General features: G+C 59.7%; 13 protein-coding genes. 3 read left to right on the forward strand and 10 right to left on the reverse strand.

What is annotated here, in order from left to right; genetic code table 11:
- Positions 1-349: 349 nt before the first annotated feature.
- The 3 genes from AC6I99_RS14495 to AC6I99_RS14505 are packed head-to-tail and all read right to left on the reverse strand — an operon-like array spanning position 350 to position 3,368.
- Positions 350-1,291, reverse strand: coding sequence for a type II secretion system F family protein (locus tag AC6I99_RS14495; RefSeq protein ID WP_497961178.1), 942 nt, complete (start codon positions 1,289-1,291; stop codon positions 350-352).
- Positions 1,288-2,145 carry a type II secretion system F family protein gene (locus AC6I99_RS14500; RefSeq protein WP_497961179.1) on the reverse strand — a complete coding sequence of 286 codons (858 nt, stop codon included), beginning with the start codon at positions 2,143-2,145 and terminating at the stop codon, positions 1,288-1,290. Before AC6I99_RS14500 ends, AC6I99_RS14495 begins: the two co-directional genes overlap by 4 nt.
- Complete coding sequence (locus AC6I99_RS14505; RefSeq protein WP_497961180.1) at positions 2,145-3,368, reverse strand: TadA family conjugal transfer-associated ATPase; 1,224 nt, start codon at positions 3,366-3,368, stop codon at positions 2,145-2,147. The genes AC6I99_RS14500 and AC6I99_RS14505 overlap by 1 nt, the downstream gene beginning before the upstream one ends.
- Before the next feature lie 285 nt (positions 3,369-3,653).
- Here AC6I99_RS14505 and AC6I99_RS14510 point away from each other — a divergent pair, with 285 nt between their 5' ends.
- Entirely contained in the window at positions 3,654-6,368 is a 2,715-nt protein-coding gene (locus AC6I99_RS14510; protein ID WP_497961181.1) for a GH25 family lysozyme, read from the forward strand.
- A gap of 246 nt (positions 6,369-6,614) precedes the next feature.
- Entirely contained in the window at positions 6,615-7,961 is a 1,347-nt protein-coding gene (locus tag AC6I99_RS14515) for a hypothetical protein (protein WP_497961182.1), read from the forward strand.
- 84 nt (positions 7,962-8,045) lie between these two features.
- On the opposite strand, the gene AC6I99_RS14520 is transcribed toward AC6I99_RS14515, so the two are convergent.
- Both AC6I99_RS14520 and AC6I99_RS14525 read right to left on the reverse strand, forming a co-directional pair.
- Positions 8,046-8,582, reverse strand: a complete 537-nt coding sequence (locus AC6I99_RS14520) for a hypothetical protein (protein ID WP_497961183.1) — start codon at positions 8,580-8,582, stop codon at positions 8,046-8,048.
- An 86-nt stretch (positions 8,583-8,668) separates the two neighbouring features.
- Positions 8,669-9,475, reverse strand: a complete 807-nt coding sequence (locus tag AC6I99_RS14525; protein WP_497961184.1) for an Rv1352/Rv1906c domain-containing protein — start codon at positions 9,473-9,475, stop codon at positions 8,669-8,671.
- 373 nt (positions 9,476-9,848) lie between these two features.
- Here AC6I99_RS14525 and AC6I99_RS14530 point away from each other — a divergent pair, with 373 nt between their 5' ends.
- The gene (locus AC6I99_RS14530; protein WP_497961185.1) at positions 9,849-13,151 is read left to right on the forward strand and encodes a chitobiase/beta-hexosaminidase C-terminal domain-containing protein; all 3,303 of its coding nucleotides are present in this window, start codon (positions 9,849-9,851) and stop codon (positions 13,149-13,151) included.
- A gap of 87 nt (positions 13,152-13,238) precedes the next feature.
- On the opposite strand, the gene AC6I99_RS14535 is transcribed toward AC6I99_RS14530, so the two are convergent.
- From AC6I99_RS14535 to AC6I99_RS14555, 5 genes are all read right to left on the reverse strand, one after another.
- Positions 13,239-14,195, reverse strand: coding sequence for a glycosyltransferase family 2 protein (locus AC6I99_RS14535; RefSeq protein ID WP_216924011.1), 957 nt, complete (start codon positions 14,193-14,195; stop codon positions 13,239-13,241).
- Between the two features lie 3 nt (positions 14,196-14,198).
- The gene (locus AC6I99_RS14540; RefSeq protein ID WP_224088056.1) at positions 14,199-14,684 is read right to left on the reverse strand and encodes a GtrA family protein; all 486 of its coding nucleotides are present in this window, start codon (positions 14,682-14,684) and stop codon (positions 14,199-14,201) included.
- A gap of 3 nt (positions 14,685-14,687) precedes the next feature.
- Entirely contained in the window at positions 14,688-16,802 is a 2,115-nt protein-coding gene (locus AC6I99_RS14545) for a DUF6541 family protein (RefSeq protein WP_497961186.1), read from the reverse strand.
- Between the two features lie 74 nt (positions 16,803-16,876).
- Complete coding sequence (locus AC6I99_RS14550; RefSeq protein ID WP_224164744.1) at positions 16,877-17,608, reverse strand: ABC transporter ATP-binding protein; 732 nt, start codon at positions 17,606-17,608, stop codon at positions 16,877-16,879.
- Positions 17,609-18,466, reverse strand: a complete 858-nt coding sequence (locus tag AC6I99_RS14555) for an ABC transporter permease (protein WP_224088060.1) — start codon at positions 18,464-18,466, stop codon at positions 17,609-17,611. It abuts the gene before it with no gap.
- Positions 18,467-18,468: the final 2 nt, after the last annotated feature.

Here is an 18,468-nt window from a genome sequence, read left to right on the forward strand (position 1 = left end):
GGAACACGCCTGCCCCATCTCCTAGCTGCCCACCTTGGCCATGGCCTGCGTGAAGAGGTCGGCCAATGCTGGCGATGCAATCGCCAGGAGCCCCGCGACCAATATTGCGGACATTAATGTGATCATCACCCACCCGGGAACGTCCCCGCGCTCACGGTGTTCCAGCCCTGACGCCGCATTACGCGCCATCACAGCGACGGTCCACGAGAAAAAGGGCCAACTCGTCGTGTTACCGGCAGAAAACGATCGTCCATACTTCTTCATGATTTTTCCCCAATGTGTGTTGGTATTGCTGGCAATGAGCGATAAGTGGATGGAACTAGTTGGTCAAGGCGCCCGCGTTGTCCCGTCAAAGGCTCAACTGCAAGGCGGCAAGTGCCGGAAACGCTGCGAAAATGACCGTTAGTGGAAGGACTCCGAATACCAGAGGCACCATCATGCCGATTTCTTTTCGACCGGCTGATTCCATCAATTCCCGCTTCGCAGCGTCGCGGACATCGGCAGCTTGTGCCCGAAGTACATCGGCCAAAGGAGTCCCCCGCTCCACGGCCACCACTAATCCGTCAACGAATCGGACGAGGGGCGGCAGTTCTGTTCGGGAAGAGAACGCCTGGAGTGCTTGTACCAGTGACTTTCCCGATCTCGTATCGGCCAGAACCGCACTGAATTCCTTGGCGAGCTCGCCGGTGGAGGTACGGGAGATCCTGTCCATCGCACCAACTGCGCTCTCTCCGGCGGCGACTGCCAGTGCCATGAGTTCGCCAAGGCTGGGAAATTCCGCGAGGATCACCGATTCGCGGCGCTTGATCTTTTGGCCGAGCACGAAATCGCGGAGAACGTATCCACAAAAGGCAGCCCCGATTACCGACACCAAGGAGGGAAGCGGGCTGAATCGTCCGGAGGCAGCACCCAGCCCTACGCCGATCACGGCAAGCAGGAAGCCGCCTGAAGCCCACACCAGTTGCTCCGCCCGGAAATCCAACACGCTTTTCGCGGACCCGGCTCGAGCGAGTCTCTTTCGCAAAGCTGGGCCGCCACTGTTAAAGCGGGACAAGTAGCCAATTCCGTCCTGGATAACGGGGCGGAGAATGCGTTCCAATGGTCCAAAGGGTGTCAGATTATGCGTAGGCGCCCGAAGAAGGCGCGACTCCAGGTTCTGCAACTTAAGCTGCGGGTGGATGCGCTCTGCGAATGTCCGGCCACGCATGAATGGAAGCCGCACCAGGATCAACCATGTCCCTGCGCCCAGGAGTAGTCCGAGGAGTGTGGCGGTGGCAGTGGAGGTGCTCATCGCAGGACCCGCTCATCTTCGGGTAATGCCCCAATGCGCAGCATGACTGTGTAACACAAAACCGAGACAAGAAGACCGCCGAGCAGCACAACAGCCCCGATTCCGGAGTTGTAGGCAAGCATGGCTTCAGGTCTCCCGGCCATGACCACCAAGACTATCCAAGGCGCTGCGACAGCTAGCCTGGCACCATTGACCGTCCACGATTGCCTGGCCTCGAGTTCGCTGCGCGTCCGGGCGCTTTCCCGAAGAAATCCGGCCAACGTACCCAACATGCGCCCGAGGTCGGAGCCGCCCACTTCACGGGTCATGCGAAGTGCCTCGATGATCCGGTCAGCCACCGGATCTGCCAGGCGGTCCTTGAGTTTGTTTACCGCCGCATCGAACTGCCCGCCCGACCTATAGTCGGCACCAAAATCCAGGAACAGGCTCCGCAGTTCGTCCGGCCCGTTGTGTCCAAGCTGGATCAAGGCCTCCGGCAAAGCCAGTCCGGCGCGAATGGCGGATCGGAGATGGTCAACAACATCGGGCCACAGCTGGCGCAGGGTGGCACGGCGTTTCCGCGCCCGCCGACGCACGAGTCCAAAAGGGATCCATGCGCCAAAGATTCCGAAACAAAGGCAGACGGGCAATGACGCCGTCACAACGAAGAACAGGAGCATGGCGATGACTCCGCATCCAGCGCAACTGAGAAGGAGGCCGGCACTAGTGACCTTTTCTATGCCTGCCGAGAGCAAGAGAAGTTCCAGCCGTCGTGGACGGGGTTCCCTGGCCCGGGCCTCTGGCGGATGCTCCCAGGTGGACCACCAGATAAGTAAGGCTCCACCGCCGCAAAGGATCCCCAATAGCGGGGCCATCAGTTCAGCTCCAGCAGCGCGGCCACATCGAAACCAGCCACGGCAAACTTTTCGACCGCCGGCATGGAGTTGGCTTTGGGCCGCAACTGCCCTTCAAGCATGCGGAACACCACCGAGGATTCGATGACCCCGTTTTCCACACGGCGTCCCAACGACAGGATTTCGGTGACCTGCCTGTGCCCATTGGCCTGCCGGGCACAATGCACCACCAGGTCAATGCACGAGGCAACTGTGGGCAGGACGAACGCGCTGGAAATGTTCGCCCCTGCCAGTAGAGGCAGGGTGCAAATCTTGGTGACGGCGTCATGGGCCGAATTTGCATGGACCGTGCACATGCCGGGAAGGCCGGAATTCAACGCGATCAGCATGTCCAGGCTTTCGGCTTCGCGGACTTCGCCAACCACCAGGCGGTCAGGCCTCATGCGAAGGGCTTCCTTAACGAGCCTTCGCAGTGGAATTTCTCCGTGACCTTCCAGGTTCGGTTGCCTGCATTGGAGACCCACGACGTCACGCAGAGGGAGCTGCAATTCAAAGATCTCTTCAACGGTTACAACGCGCTCACGTGAGCCAATGCTTGCTGAAAGGCAGTTCAACATGGTGGTCTTCCCTGCCTGGGTGGCACCGGAGACGAGGATGTTGAGTCCGCTTGCAACGGCTGCACCAAGGAACCTGGCAGATTGGGGTGTGAGGCTTCCCAACTCGACGAGATGTTCAAGCCGGTTCGCCCTGGCGATGAACTTTCTGATGTTGACAGCCCAGTGCTTCCTGGTCACGTCAGGAATGGCGACATGCAACCGTGACCCGTCCGGCAGGGCCGCATCCACGAACGGCGACGACAGGTCCAGCCGCCGCCCCGAACTCTTGAGCATCCGTTCGACGAGGTCCCGGATTTGCTGCCCGGTCAGGGTGATTCCCGTCAGCTCGGACTCTCCATTACGCGCGACATAGATTTCGTGCGGCGCGTTGATCCAGATTTCCTCAATTCCAGGATCATCCAGGAAGGGCTGCAACGGACCAAATCCCGCTACGGCGTCAAAGACGTGCCTGCGGGCGGTGTCCAGACGTCCCAATGGCGGAAGCGGTCCAAGGAGAGCCCTTTCGTCATAATCGTTGACCGCGTCCTCAACCAGGCGTCGGACTTCCGCGGTTTGTTCGAAGGGGTCCAAGCCGCGGCGTCTGATAAGTTCGCGGACCTCACCCTCTACAATCCCAACGGCCTCCATATTTCCCCCAAAACCTTCGCGTCCGTATCCGAGAGGCGTATCTCGAATGACCTACGCTATGGGAGCCACTCCCAGGCGCCAAGTCCTGCTTAGGCGGTTGTGGATAACTATTGGAACAAGAGTCCCTTCAGTATCGCCTGTACCACTAGTCACTCCAGTTTCGGAATGTTAGGGTAAAGCCCGTTAGGAGCTGGCCTTTGGTCCCATGCGCAGGCGCCCGCCCCGGAGCTTGTCAGCAAGCCACACCATGCGCCGCTGAGCCGCGGCACAGGGCCGGAATTGGATATGACAAGAACCCCCGTAGAGTCGGTCCGCCGCATGCCGTTTGCAAGGACTGGAATCGCCATTTGCCTGGTCGTCCTTGCGGGGACTTTTCCCGGCATTCCTGCATGGGCGGAGGACTCCGGCCCGCGCCCTGCTCCCGCGCCCATCGCTGCGCAGACGCCGCCCGCAGCGGGCTCGCTCGTTCCATCCGGTTCCGGGGGCCCCTCGAACAGCGCCCCGACGGTGACCAACCAGCCGCAGACGCCCAGCGCCGTCGAACCTTCACCTGCTGTTGCTCCACAGCCGGCCGTGGGCCCCGCTGTGGACGATCCAGCTGCGCTGCCAACCGCCAAAGCAATGCCTGGCAATGCTCCGGACGCCGAGACCATGAAGGCGGCAATGCGCGCCGCAATTCCGGCTGGCGGGGCAGAAATGGGGCAGCGCTCCCCCAGGGTCATGGCGGCAAAGCAAGGCAACGGAAATTCCGGGCCTGCCGGCGCACGCACAGTGGGACAGGTGGTGCCGATGGACGCCGATCCAGGTCACTGGAGGCCAACCATCGGTATCCAAGGACAGGACGTCAGCGCGCACCAGGGCAACGTCGACTGGCAGAGCCAATGGAACGAAGGATCCCGCTGGGCTTACGTAAAGGCCTCCGAGGGCAACTATTACCTGAACGAAAACTATGCACAGCAATACAACGGCTCCCGCAACGCCGGCATGGTTCGCGGCGCCTATCATTTCGCCATCCCCAACTGGTCTTCGGGTGCGGACCAAGCGAGATACTTCGTGGCAAATGGCGGCGGATGGACAGCGGACGGTTACACACTTCCTCCTGTCCTGGACATCGAATACAACCCCTACGCCGGACGGACCATCAATGGCTTCTACTTCGGCAACACGTGCTACAACATGTCCAAAGCACAGCTTGGCCAGTGGGCTGCCGATTTCGGCAATACAGTCAAAGCCCTCACGGGGCGCTTTCCCGTCATTTACAGCACGACTGACTGGTGGAATACGTGTGTAGGAAACTCTACGTTCGGGAGTTACCCGCTCTGGATCGCCTCGTACTGGAACAACCCCACGAACTCTCCTGGATCCTTGCCCGCCAGCTGGGGCAACTACACCATGTGGCAGTACAGCAGCACCGGGCCGTTCGAAGGTGATTCCAACATCTTCAACGGCAGCTACGATCAGCTGAGAACGTTCGCCCGCGGCGCCTCAGCCCCCTCCAACCCATCCATCAAGTCCGGTGCCGATCTCCTGGCTACAAGCTCAACCGGCAGGCTCGATGTATTTCCGGCCGATGGAAGTGGCCGGATAACTGGTCCATTTGCCATCGGTTCGGGGTGGACCGGCGCAAAATCGCTGTACGTCGTCGACTGGAACCAGGACGGCGTCCAGGACATCCTTTCCCAGTGGTCCGACGGAACATTGAAAGTCTTCCGGGGTGCTCCCGGCGGCAGCTTCTATGCTCCCATCCAAGTCGGCTCCGGCTGGCAGGAGATGTCCCTGACAGTGGGTTGGTGGAACTCCAAAGATGCCTATCCGGGCGTAATTGGACAGGACTATCTGGGCAATCTGTACCGGTACCCCAACACAGGAGGTGGAGCGCTTGGGGGTGGCGCCTTAATTGGGACAGGCTTCAGCGGCCACCAGTTGAACCAGATCGACTTCGATGGCGACGGTAGTCAGGACGTCGTCACGCGCACCTCTGACGGCACCCTTCGCCTGTATCGTTCGAATGGCTTGGGCAGCTTCCTCAACCAGGCCGCCCAGGTGATCGGTTCCGGATGGAATGGCATGACGTCGGTCAGTTCAGCGATCGGCTTCAGCGGCGCCGGCTCCCAGGGACTCCATGCCCGCACCGCCAATGGTGACCTCTACTATTACCCGGCCGTCGCGGGTTCGTGGGGCGACCGGAGCCTCATCGGACTGGGCTGGGATGACGCGGTCCGGATCAGCGACGCTCCACTGGATGTTGAGACAACACTGGGCATCGACCAGGAGGATGTGGTCGCGGTCCGTACCGATGCCAACCTCTACCGCTATCCCGGCACTGGTACCACTGCGCTTCTGCCGGAGGACCTCATCGGAACAGGGTGGGCCGGCCTGAAGGCCGGGTTCGTCACGGATTGGAACGGAGACGGCGCCCTGGACATCGTGGCGCAGTGGTCAGACGGCCGGCTAAACGTCTACCCGGGCAGGACAGGCAGCGGTTTTGGGGCTCCCATCGCTCTCGGCAGTAGCTGGAAGGACTGGACGCTCAGCGTTGGGACATGGAAAAAGGCCGATGCACATCCCGGAATCGTAGGGTACGACTCCACGGGTCGCCTGTACTACTTCAGCAACCCCACCGGAAAGACGGTGTCCACCGGTATCGCCATCGGAGTCGGTTGGACTGGCTTGGACATAGTTCAAATGGACTTTGACAAAGACTCCAATGCCGATCTCCTGGCGAAAAACGCAGCTGGCGATCTGAAACTGTACCGTTCCAACGGCACCGGCAATTTCGTGCAGGAAGCTGCAGCGGTGGTCGGAACAGGCTGGAACGTCATCACTGGTTTCGGTGCCATCCGCGGATTTGCCGGAGCCGGCTCCAGCGGTGTCATCGCCCGGACCACCATAGGCGAGCTGCGGTACTACCCTGTGGGTTCGAACAGTACGTGGGGAACACCAACACGGATCGGCACAGGCTGGAATTCCTTGACGATTCTGGCACCAGCGGCAAAATAGTACGCAGAAAGTCCACTTCCGGGGGCCCTTTCGTGGAAATCTTCCACGAACGGGCCCTCCGTTGTTCCCGGCGGACTGCGGGGTTCCGACGGCGATAAATATCGCCTGGGAGCGGCCTAAATTGCTGGATCACATGGTCTAATGAAGGTGGTCTCACGTATTGGCTGTTCAGCGCTTTCGGGATATGGACTTTGTTTGGGGGCAGGCAAGGATCACCCATTGCGCACAATCAAGGAGTGATCTTTTATGGCGTTTCGAGTTGGAACTGCAAGCGCTGACATTACGCCTTCGCTGAGCACCAATCCGTATATGGCCGGATATGGCACCACCGATGGCGGACGCGAGGCCACCAGCAGTTCGCCGTTCGAGCCCCTCTATGCCCGGGCAATCCTCATCTGGGAAGACACGCATCCCCACATCATCATCTCGTTGGACGTTCTGGCGCTGCCTCGGGCCATGCATCAACGGATCCGCGACAGGATCATTCAACTCGCGGGTTGGTCCAGCAGCGACATCCTGATCCAAGCGACTCACACGCATAACGGTCCCGCACTGATCGACACTTTGCATCCCTTCATGGCCTATGGACTGGCAGATTTGGGTTTGATCCGCTCATACAGTGACGACCTGGAAGACGTTGTCGTGAATCTTGCCCAGGAAGCCCTGGATGCCGACCAAATTGCGGTGACCTTCGACTACAAAGTCTCAACCCAGAATTTTTCCGGGAATAGGGTGGGGCTTCCCTATACAGAAACGGCCGTTCCCATTCTCGTGGCCAGGCGCGGCAACGGCACACCTGCAGCTGTGATTTTCAGCTACGGCTGCCACCCCATCAGTGCAGGTTTGCGCACGCTGTTTGACGGAGATTTCGCAGCAGGTGCCTGCAATTACATCGAGAACCGTAACCCGAATTGTTTTGCCATGTTTGTGCAGGGACCCGCCGGGGACCAGGACCCGGGCGGAGTCCGGAGCTGGGAGCTCAGGGACCAGCATGGAGACGCCCTCGGCGCCACGGTCAATTCAAACATGCAGTCGGCCGGCCGGGCACTCAGCGGCCCGATGGTGACGCGGTACCAGGAGGTGCAGCTTCCATTGGACATCACAGCAACCGCCAGCAACCTGGCCGCCGTGCGTGCCGCCTATGTGGCCCGTTTGGGGAACCCCGATGGCCAGCCGCAGTGGTACCAGCGTCACGCGCAGGTAATGATCGGACGCATCGACAGCAATAGCTACAAGACCGCCGTGCCCTCCCCGTTCCAAGTGTGGAAGTTCAACGGAAGCCCCCAGCTGAAGATCGCCATGATCGGCGGCGAGCTCGTCAGTGGATATGGGGCGTATTTCCGGAATCGCAACGGCGGAACCAATGGCATCATCGTCGGCGGATATGCCAATGAATCCTGCTGCTACATACCAAGCAATGAATTTTTTCCGCCCAACATGCCACTCGGCAGCTATGAGGGTGGCTGGGAGCCGGATTACCCGGGAATTGCTGGTGGTTCAATGACCGTCTATGGGCACCTTGCCCATTTCAAGGCCGGTACGAATGGCGTGGAAACGACCCTTATCAATGCGATGAATACTTTGCTTGCCTGAAGCGACTGACACCATAAAGGCGCGGCCCCCAAGGGGTCCGCGCCTTTTACTTTCAAGTTGATTGCGCACCAGGCGACTATGCGGCTATCCGGGCACTTCCGACTTAAGCCACTTGGTGAGCACAGCCGCCTGCGGCGCCAGCGGCGCAAGCGTCAGGGCACCTTTCACAACAGGAACCCCATATGCGCCCAGCGAGGCTGCGAGTGTCCTGGGGTTGGTCCGGGTACAGGCTTTGATGATGCGCAGACAGAGAGCAGAGGCATCCCCGGGAGCGGCACCCGCTGCAAGGGCGGCATTGACTGCGGCTGTCTCCTCCGCAGTCAGGATATGTGGCCCTTTTCCGACATAGTCGACCTGGCAGTCAGTGACGTGCATATACCGGGTGGATGCCCAGACTTCGTCCAGGCTCGAGAACTTGCCTATGAGGCTGCCATCGGCCGCCGTACACGTGAACTGGTAGCGGGTCAGGGGTTCCGGACGTTCCCGGCGGATTTTGTCGTCGTTCGCGATCACAGGCGCCATATCAAGTGCGGCTGGTTGGGAAGTATCTACATTGGTTCCTGAGCAACCGGCCAAGGCAATAGCTGCCACGCCGAACTGAAGAACACTGCGCCTGCGCATGTCCACCGAGGGATCCCCACTTCATTCGGATGCTCCCCAGCTCCGCATGCATTGGTTATTCGCCCCAAGCCGTCTCCGGCTGCGTCTTAGTACATCTTCCCCCAAATTCCGCATTTGTCACTAGTAAAGTTTTGGCCGGCAGCAAGATCGACGCCTTCGCCCGCTGCTGGAGGTCCTCCCTCGGCGGCAATGGCACCGCGCGCGTCCGTTACGGACCACCTGCAATCTGCTGCGGACGGGCCTTGCTTGACGACTTGATATTTGCCGGGTTGCACCGAATCTCCAACAGCGTGGCTGCCATCAGCCATCCGTGTGCCATCGGCCCACGCTGCGATGATTTTGCCCTGCGGCGCGTCCGGGCAGAGTGAGGCCGCTGCAAGCAACGTCCCGTGCCCGGCTTCCTCAAAACCGCCCGGCCCGCTTTCATCACTGACCCGCGTACAGAGGCGGAGGACGTCCAACATCACTGCAAGTCCGTCATCGTCGCCCGCTCCCTGGGGTGCCGCCGTCGAAATTGCTTCTGCCTCCCGGGGAGTTGGCTCGAATGGCTGCGGTCCTGTGTAAGTAACTTCGCAGGAGCCCATCCGCGTGTAGTTGGTGGCAGCCCAGACCTCGGCGAGACTCGACAACTGGACTTCCGGGGAGGCGTCAAGGCTCGTGCATCGATAGGCGTAGCGGCCAGGTTCATCACCGTCGCCCAAGGGCTCGCCGTCACCTGTGGTGCCACTACTGGGAACCGTCGACGGCGACTGGCTGGGCTCCGCCGTCGCGCTGGTGGTTGCGGTGGCTGTTGTTGTAGACGACGTACCAGTTCCCGGGGGTGGTTGGGGCGATGGAGTACAGGCGACCAACAGCATCACCAGCGGCACCACCATCGGAAACAGTCTGCGCATTCTGACCTCCACCTCAATCGTGCGGGGCAGTGTATTTGCGGTCAAGGCATGTGCGGTCGAGACGTCGGGAAAGGCGACGGTGAAGAAAAAACGTCCCACATCAAAAAGTACCTAGTGACAAATGTGAAAATTGGGGGAAGATGTACGTAGACGCAGCCGGAAACGGCGTGGGGCGAATAACCAATGCATGCGGAGCTGGGGAGCATCCGAATGAAGTGGGGATCCCTCGGTGGACACGCGCAATCGCAGTGTTCTTCAGCTTGGTTTGGCGTGTCTTGCGTTCGCCGGTAGCTCCAGAACATCTCATGGAAACTCCCATCCCTCCGCGCTCAGCGGGATAGTTGGCCGATGGCATCGCCATAAACTCACCGCATTGATCGCTTCGGCTTGCCTGGCTTCGGCAGCGCTCACAGGTGTATTCACAGCAGGGCCCGCCAACGCGGACCAAGCCCGCCAAACCATCGCCGTGGGACTCACAAAGGCCGCTGGTTCGGTGGTGGACCCGGCCGGAAGGATCTGGGTCTCGGACGCGCGTGCCGGATTCTGCCGGGTGACCGAAGCTGCGGGCGCTACACCAGGCGGCCTCGAATCAGCTACCTGCCTCGGGGGCACCCTGACTGGCCATAAAAAGGGGCCCGCGTTGGCCGGAGCTCCTGCCATGATTGATCCGTCTCCCGCCAATCGCGGCTCGGGCGACGAAATCGCGTTCATTCCGGATGCCGCCGTCGGAAGTTCCGAGGTAGTCCGCGCGGTTTGGAAGCCCGGCACAGGCATCTTCGACTATGACAGCCAACTGACCATTTTCGACGGAGACCTCCGTCCGAATGCCGTCAGTGACGGCCCCGATGGCAACATCTATTTGTCGTTTGGCAATGCCCGCTCGATTGTGAAGATCGCGGATCCAACGGCCCTGCATCCGAGCATCGAATCCATCGCCTCGGTTGGCTCAAGCTCCTTGGGCCTTGCTGCCACGTACCGCAACAGCGCGGGCAGAGTCGTGGTTTACGTCGCTGAAACGTCAGGACTGACCATGTTCACGGCACCCGAGGACGCGGAGCTGACGAACTTCGTACCAGCGCCGGTCTACAACGTCGGCAAGCCGACGGCCATCTACTACGACCGGGAGGCACCAAAGGTCCTGTACACGGGAACGGGTATTGGAACCACTACTGCCGACGCCGGCAAGGACACAGTTTCGCGTATTGACCTGGCTACCAACGCCGTCGACAACCAATGGGCCCTCGGTTTCAGCAAAATTGGTGGTCTGTCAATGCGCAACGGCAAGCTCCTGCTCATGGAAGACCCGGGTCAGCTGGATCCTGCCAAGCCAACCCAGCAGGGACGATTGCTCACCCTCGGTGGAGTCGTACCTTCAATCGTGAGCGGCCCGACGGCGGCAGACGGAACCCAGGCAGCCAACCCGGCCTTCACCAACGACTCCACTCCTACTTTCACAGTGGCCTCAACGCCTCCGGGCGGCGCCCTTGAATGCAGTCTCCAATTGAGCACTGCAACACCGGTCTGGCAAGTGTGCACGGGTGGCACGTTTACGCCTGCCACCGCTCTGACCAACGGTGCCTACACATTCTCCGTTCGTGCGGCACCGTCAGGGCTTCCCGTGTCCCGGGCATTCACGGTTGATCTGACCGCGCCCGCCGCTCCCGTGATCACCTCACCCGCGGCTGGAGCAACGGTCAATGGTGCGCCCGTCCTTGGCGTGACCTCGGAGACGGGCACTGTCCTGTCCTGCTCGGTCGATTCCACGACGACTTTCACAGCCTGCAGTAACGGGTACGTCTTCAACCTCAGCACCGAGGGCCAGCACGTCCTTCGGGTTCGGGCGACAGACATGGCAGGCAATATCAGCACTGTGGCATCGGTGAGTGTCACCACGGATTTGACCGCACCACAGGTGTCCATCAGTTCTCCTGCAGAAGGCGCAACAGTCGGCACCTCGCCGTCGTTCGTCTTTGCCTCGACGTCCACGGATGTTGCCGGATTCAGGTGCAAGCTGGGCGCAAACGCCTTCACGGCGTGCACATCGCCAAAGTCGTACACCAACGTACCCGGTGGCACTTTCACATTCGTCGTGGAAGCGCGGGACAATGCAGGAAACACTTCCACAGCAACCAGGAATGTCACTGTCTTCGCTGCGGACACCACGCCACCTGTGGTCTCTGTCGATCCCGTCGGAGGAACGTACGGGGCAAACAAGACCATAAGCCTCACGGCGAACGAAGCAGCCACCATCTACGTGACCACAGACGGCACGACGCCTACAACGTCCAGTCCTGTCTACTCCGCACCGATACCGTTGACGTCCTCAATGACGTTGAAGTACTTCGCACGCGACACAGCGGGCAACTCATCAACGGTAGCGACGCAGACGTACGTCCTTGACAACACTGCCCCGGTTCTGACGGTTACGCCCGCCGCCGGAGCATACGCTTCTGGCCAGCTTGTCACCATGACTTCCAGCGAACCTGGAAGCATCCTCTACACAACGGATGGCACGACGCCCGCTACCGCAGTTACAGGAAGCACGAAAGCATACTCGAGCCCCTTTGCGCTCACAGCAAACACCACCGTCAAGGCCCTTGCTGTGGACGCATATGGAAATTCTTCTGCAGTCACCACCAACGCCTACACGGTCTTGGACACCACCCCACCGGTGGTCACCGCGACTCCACCCGGCGGCAGTTACCCGGTGAACCAGCAGATCACCCTCACTGTGAATGAAGCGGGATCGAGCATATACTTCACAACCAACGGCACCACTCCGACTGCCACAACTGCCAACAAGTACTCCACAGCCATCACGCTGACAGCCGCGATGACCCTGAAGTACTTCGCAGTGGATCCGTCCAACAACAGTTCGGCAATCATCAGCCAGGCCTACACCGTGACGGCACCACCGGCCAACACATGGAAGGACTACACCGGTGACGCAAAGAACGATGTCGTGGCACGGGACAATGGCGGCACGCTATGGCTTTACCCGGGTAATGGCAGTGGTGGTTGGCTGGCGCAACGTTCGATGGGAACTGGTTGGAACACGCTGAACGCGATCGTTCCCACCAAGGACTTCAACGGTGATGGACGAAGCGACGTCCTGGCACGCGATACCAATGGCGTCCTCTGGCTCTATCCCGGAAACGGGACCGGCGGGCTCCAGCCCAGGGTACAGGCCGGCACGGCTTGGGCGGGCATGACGCTCATCCTCGCGCCAGGGGACTTCAGTGGCGATGGCAAGGCCGATGTGTTGGCGCGGGATTCGGCTGGTGTCCTATGGCTCTACCGCGGAACCGGTACTGGTGGCTTTGCATCCAGCGCCCAGATTGGCACCGGCTGGAACTCCATGACGGCCATCCTGAGTACCGGCGATTTCAACGGCGACACCAGGACTGATGTCCTGGCCAGGGACACGTCGGGAATCCTATGGCTCTATCCAGGCAACGGTGCAGGCGGTTGGCTGAGCAGGGTCCAGGTGGGAAGCGGCTGGGGCGGGATGACTGCGATCCTGGGCCCCGGCGACTTCAACGGAGACGGCAAGAACGATGTTCTTGCACGCGACTCCGGTGGCAACCTCTTCCTGTACCCCGGCAACGGAACATCAGGATGGCTCTCCCGGAGCCAGGTCGGATGGGGCTGGGGAGGGTTCACGTCGCTCCCCTAGCAGCACAGACGTGACCCCGGCAGGAAAGAGAAGGGAGGGCCAGGACGCCAAGCGTCCTGACCCTCCCCCTTTTGTTGCAGGAATTCCCTACGTACGTTCCTTCATGGGATGCATCGTTGGTCTGTTTGGACTTGCCTGTATGTCCAGCTGGAGGGATACCAGCAGCATCTGAACTCCCAGAACAAAGGGCACCACAGCCAACATCACCGATCCTGCGGTAGGAGATCCTACGCTTGCGGCGAGAACCCATATCCCAGCCACGAGGCCCATGACGATAAGTGCGATGCCTGCGATCAACAGAAGAGCCACGGCTGAGAAGGACCAAACCATGTACTTCCACCAAACACGGCGCCAGAAGCCGCCAAAGAGCATGGCCAGCAGCTCGGGGATCACCTTCCGGAGCTTGATGCTGGAAACCTCATTGCCGTAAACAGCAGGAATCGGGACATCCACAATCGGTACATCGAGGATATTCAGGTGAATCAGGAGATCGTTTTCAAAGCTGTAGCGTGCGGCCACCTTATTCATTGGCAGGCGGCGAAGAACTTCCGTCCGGATCGCCGTGTAGCCATTCTGGGGGTCGAAGATGTGCCAGTAACCCGAGGCTAGTTTGGTCATGAACGACAAAACGATGTTGCCAAAGATGCGGTAGCCAGGCATACCGGCAAAAGACTCACCTGAAAAGAAGCGGTTGGCCTTGGCAAAGCCGTAACCATCCACCACGGGATCGAGCAGCTGGGGCAGGTACTCCGGATCCATCTGGGCATCGCCGGCCATCACGACGTTGATGTCGGAGCCCAGCTCCATTGCCGCTTTATGCGCCGTCAGGACGGCGCCACCCACACCTTGGTTGACCTCATGCCGAATCAAGGTGACCCTGCCGTCATCCGCCCGAAGGGCAGCCCCGGACGTGTCGTCCGGGCTGCAGTCATCAACAATGACAATGTCATCGACGAAATCAGGCATCGTTTCGATCACCTGTGCGATGTGGTTCTCTTCTTTATAGGCCGGTACTACCGCGGCAATTCGAACGCCTCGATACATCGATTATCCTTCGCTGCTGTTAGGTGTGAATTTCTGTGCTGGCGCGTCAGTGCCGGACGCGCCATCTGTCTGTCCGCTGGCGCTCTTCGGTTGCTTCTTTTGCGGGAAGATCCAGTGCTTGTAGATGAAGTAGTTCCATCCCATGGTCACAATCGTCGCAACCACTTTACCGGCAACATATCCGGCACCCAGGAACTGGAAGAGCTCCACGATTCCCATGACCGCCACGGTGTTGAAGGCCAGGAGCCCGGAGTACCGCAGCACTCCACCCAGAGCCGTTCCGCCTCCCCCGAAGGCAAAGTGGCGCTGCAGGAAGTAGTTGAAGAAGAAACTACCCCAGAATCCTGCGCCCGTGGCCAACCAAAGGGGCCAACCAAACACTTGGAAGCAGAGCGCCAGCAGACCAAGATCCACAATGAAGCTCAGACCGCCCACCACGAGGAATCTGAACAAACTGGACGAGAGGAACTTTTTGATGAATGCCTTCATTGGTTAGCAGATCCTTCCAAGCGGGGCGATGCCATCGGGTTTCCGGTTCTCGAGGATTCCCGGGACTCCGTCAAGCTGCACGCGGTCCTTGGAAGCGGCGTCGAAGGCTTGTTTGCCCCCCGGTAACTGGGACCAATCGATCTGGTACAGGGCTGCGTTTCCATCACGCACAACAAGCTTCAAGTAAGGGATGGAATCAGGATGGGTCAAACCCGCCTTGGGCTCATCCCAGGCCCGGATCCGGCCGTCGGCTATGTACACCCATTCGATGCCAAGCTCTGAGGCGGCTGCCCGTGCGTCGGGATCCGTCGCCAACTCAGGGAGCTTTTGAAGGACAAGCAGCTGGCGGTTCGTAGGAAGTATTTCGAAGTGCCGGATCATGGGCATTCGGTTCCCGAGTGCATACATCCATACGGAGCCATCGCAGGAGTCATTGAGCACTGTGGCGTCCTGGGGAACGTATTGGTCAATTTTGCTCAGCAGGTCCACTTCGGACGAACTGAGGGTGGGGCCATCAATCTTTGTATTGATGTTGATGCGTTGGGCATTTTGCTTGAAGTATGGGATCGCGCCAACCCCGCATACCAACAAAACGGCGACGGCGGCCGCGGCCGTGATGACGTGGTTCGGCCTGCGCCCGTCCTTGTTCCCGGATTCATGGGATCCTGTCCGTCGATTGCGGAACCGCCGGACAGCCCACTCGATTGCCTCGCCTGACTGGGCAACGCCCAAGCCCGCAAGCGGCACGAGCAGCATGACAAGGATGCCGAAAATGCGCCATTGATCGTCGTAGAAAGGTGCTGTCAGGTTCAGGAAACGGGGGCTCTCGCTGCCCATGGTGTATACCGACAGAAATGCAAAAGCCAGGACGGGACCGAAGTACCACCACATGCGGATCCTGAAGGCAACAGCAAGGCAGCCAAGGGCAACGAGCGTGGTCAGGATCGGCATTGCCATGGAGCCATGGTTCAGGAAAACAATGTTCTGAATGGCACCGTTGCGATCAGTATCCGGTGCCCACATCATCTTGGAAACGCGCTCGGATTCCTTGAGCATCTGGGCAATGATAGGCAGGCCGATGATCGCCGCCAGAACCCCTGACACCGCCAGATAGACAGTGATGCCCAGGATCCTGCCCCTGCGCCGTATCAGTGCGGAGAGCAGCCAGAAGAACAGGACCGGCAGTACTACGAATGCCAGGGAGGGGTGCACGGCAATAAGGCCCACTGCGCCGAAGGCAATGCCCAGGACCCAGAACTTTTGCCGCTCCAAGGCACCTTTGACTGCCAGGAAGACGAAGGGACCCACCAACAGCATGCCGGCGAAAAATGGAATCAACGGGCCACGCCACAGTAAGTCGTACGGGTAGACCGTGAACCATCCCGAGACTGCAGCCGCGGCGGCGACGGCAACCGGCCGGCGTGTGAGGATCATGGTTAACGCCATGGCGCTCAGGGGCAACTGAACAGCCATCATCACCAGGACGAAAACATTCAGGAACACCGGGATGCTGACAGCACTCATTGGCCAGAACAGCGCGAGCACGGCGTGGAACGCAATCGGGTAGCTCCTGATGGGGGCATCAGAAATAGTGGTGTCGTAGTAGGCGAAGTTGCCCGCTATGGCGGGATCCCATTCATGATTCACCGATATAAGCCGGATCATGTTTGCGTGCCACGGAATGTCCCAGTCCTGGTTTATGCCCAGGAGGCCCTCAGTACCGACAAACCATGACACGGCGGCGACCGCTCCGCCCGCAAGAAGGCCTACGAGCAGGATCCACCAGGAGCTGGCAAATCGGTGCTTACCGAAAATACTTGGCTGTGTTCGGAGACGGGCCTGGAACTTGTCAGGGAATCTGCGCCTCAACAGAAGGCGCAAACCCAACAGGACAGCTGCCAACACCAACAGAACGGCGGATACAGGAAGCAGCTGCCAGCTCAACCCCAGGGAATTCCCCATCACACCGATGACCGTCAGGGCACCCATGCCCAACAACGGTGCCACGACGGGCAGGAGGGTTCGGCGCACTCCCAGCGCTTCTCCGAGAAGCCAGCCTGGACCCCACCACAACACAACGATGAGGAGTACACACAACAGCAGCGGGCCGATACCCATTCCTACGATCGCCTTTCTTAGATGCTTCCACTAGCCATCCCTTGACAGACGACTCTTGCTATTGGATGCCGGACTTAGTTGCGTTCCCGCAGCCAGGCGACAGCCTGGTCAGCCGGACCTTCGAATTGGACAGTTCCGGAGGATAAGACGACTCCCCTGTCGCAGATCCGCGAAATCATATCCAGGTCATGGCTGACAACCACCAGGGTCCTGCCTTCGTCGGACAGCTGCTTGATTTTGGCCAGGCACTTCCGCTGGAAAGGTTCATCGCCAACAGCAAGGATCTCGTCCACAAGGAAGATGTCCGGCTGCGTGTGGACTGCCACTGCAAAAGCAAGGCGCAGGAACATTCCGGAAGAATAGAACTTCACTTCCGTGTCGATGAACTGCTCGATTTCCGAGAAAGCGACGATCTCGTCGAATTTCTCGTTGATCTCCTGCTCCGTCATTCCAAGGATCGCGGCGTTAAGGAAGACGTTCTCACGGCCGGACAAATCCGGGTGAAACCCGGCCCCAACCTCAATCAGGCCCGCGACCCGGCCTTTGGTCCGCACCGTGCCCTTATCAGGAAGGATGACGCCGGAAATCAACTTAAGCAACGTGGACTTGCCGGAGCCATTGAACCCCAGAAGGGCCACGGTCTCCCCGTCCTGTATCTCGAAGCTGACATCGTGCAGGGCATCGAACTTCTTGGTGAGGTCACCCTTGCGTCCCTTGACGAGCCACACAAGCGTCTCTTTAAGGGAGTGCGAGTGACGCAGATTAAAGGTCTTTTTCAAACCCTTGACTATGACGGCGGCGCCCACTCAGACCTCCTGCGCAAAATGGCCTTCGAGCCGGCGGAACACCAGCTGGCCGATGATAAGGAAAACTGCGGCCATGCCCAGTCCAGCCAACCCCGTCAACATCAGATGAGGCGGCAGTTCTACGGGCTTGGTGACCGTCGGGTACCAGAACGCCCAGTGGAACAATTCCACCGCCACGGTCACCGGGTTGAGCTGGTAGATCGTCAGGACCCAGTCCGGGGCAAGACGACGGATCATGGTCCAGTCATAGAGCACGGGTGAAGTCCAGGTGACGATCATCATCAACATGTCCACGATGTTCTCTGCATCGCGGAAAAACACGTTGATGGCACCTGCCAGGAGGCCCAGGCCAGTGGCTGTTACGGCCACAATGACGAAGCCCAGCGCTGCACCCACAAGCTGCATCACATCTGGTCGCCACCCGTTGAAAAGGGCAGCAGCCAGCAAGACCACCAGCTGGGGAAGGAAATGCACGGCAGCGACCCAGACCGACGCCACGGGAAAAAGTTCGCGAGGCAGGTAGATCTTTTTCACCAACGCGGCATTCCATACGATGGAGCGCGTTGCGTTCGAAAACGCTTCCGTGAAGAAATTGACCACGATGACGCCGGAGAACATGTACAGGGCGTAGTTGGGAATCTGGTCCCCCACGCGAAGCACGATGCCCAAGGCAAAGAACAGAACCAAGTACTGGACCAACGGCTTCACGTAGGACCAGGCCAGACCCAGCACGGAGCCCCGGTAGCGGACCCTGAGTTCCTTGCGAACGATCAGTTTCAGGAGGTACCGGCGCCGGAAGACATCCAGCAGACCGGCACCTACCCCTGGAACAGCATAAATATCAGTCGAGTTGGCCATCG

Source organism: Arthrobacter sp. TmtSoilC77 (assembly GCF_059739415.1).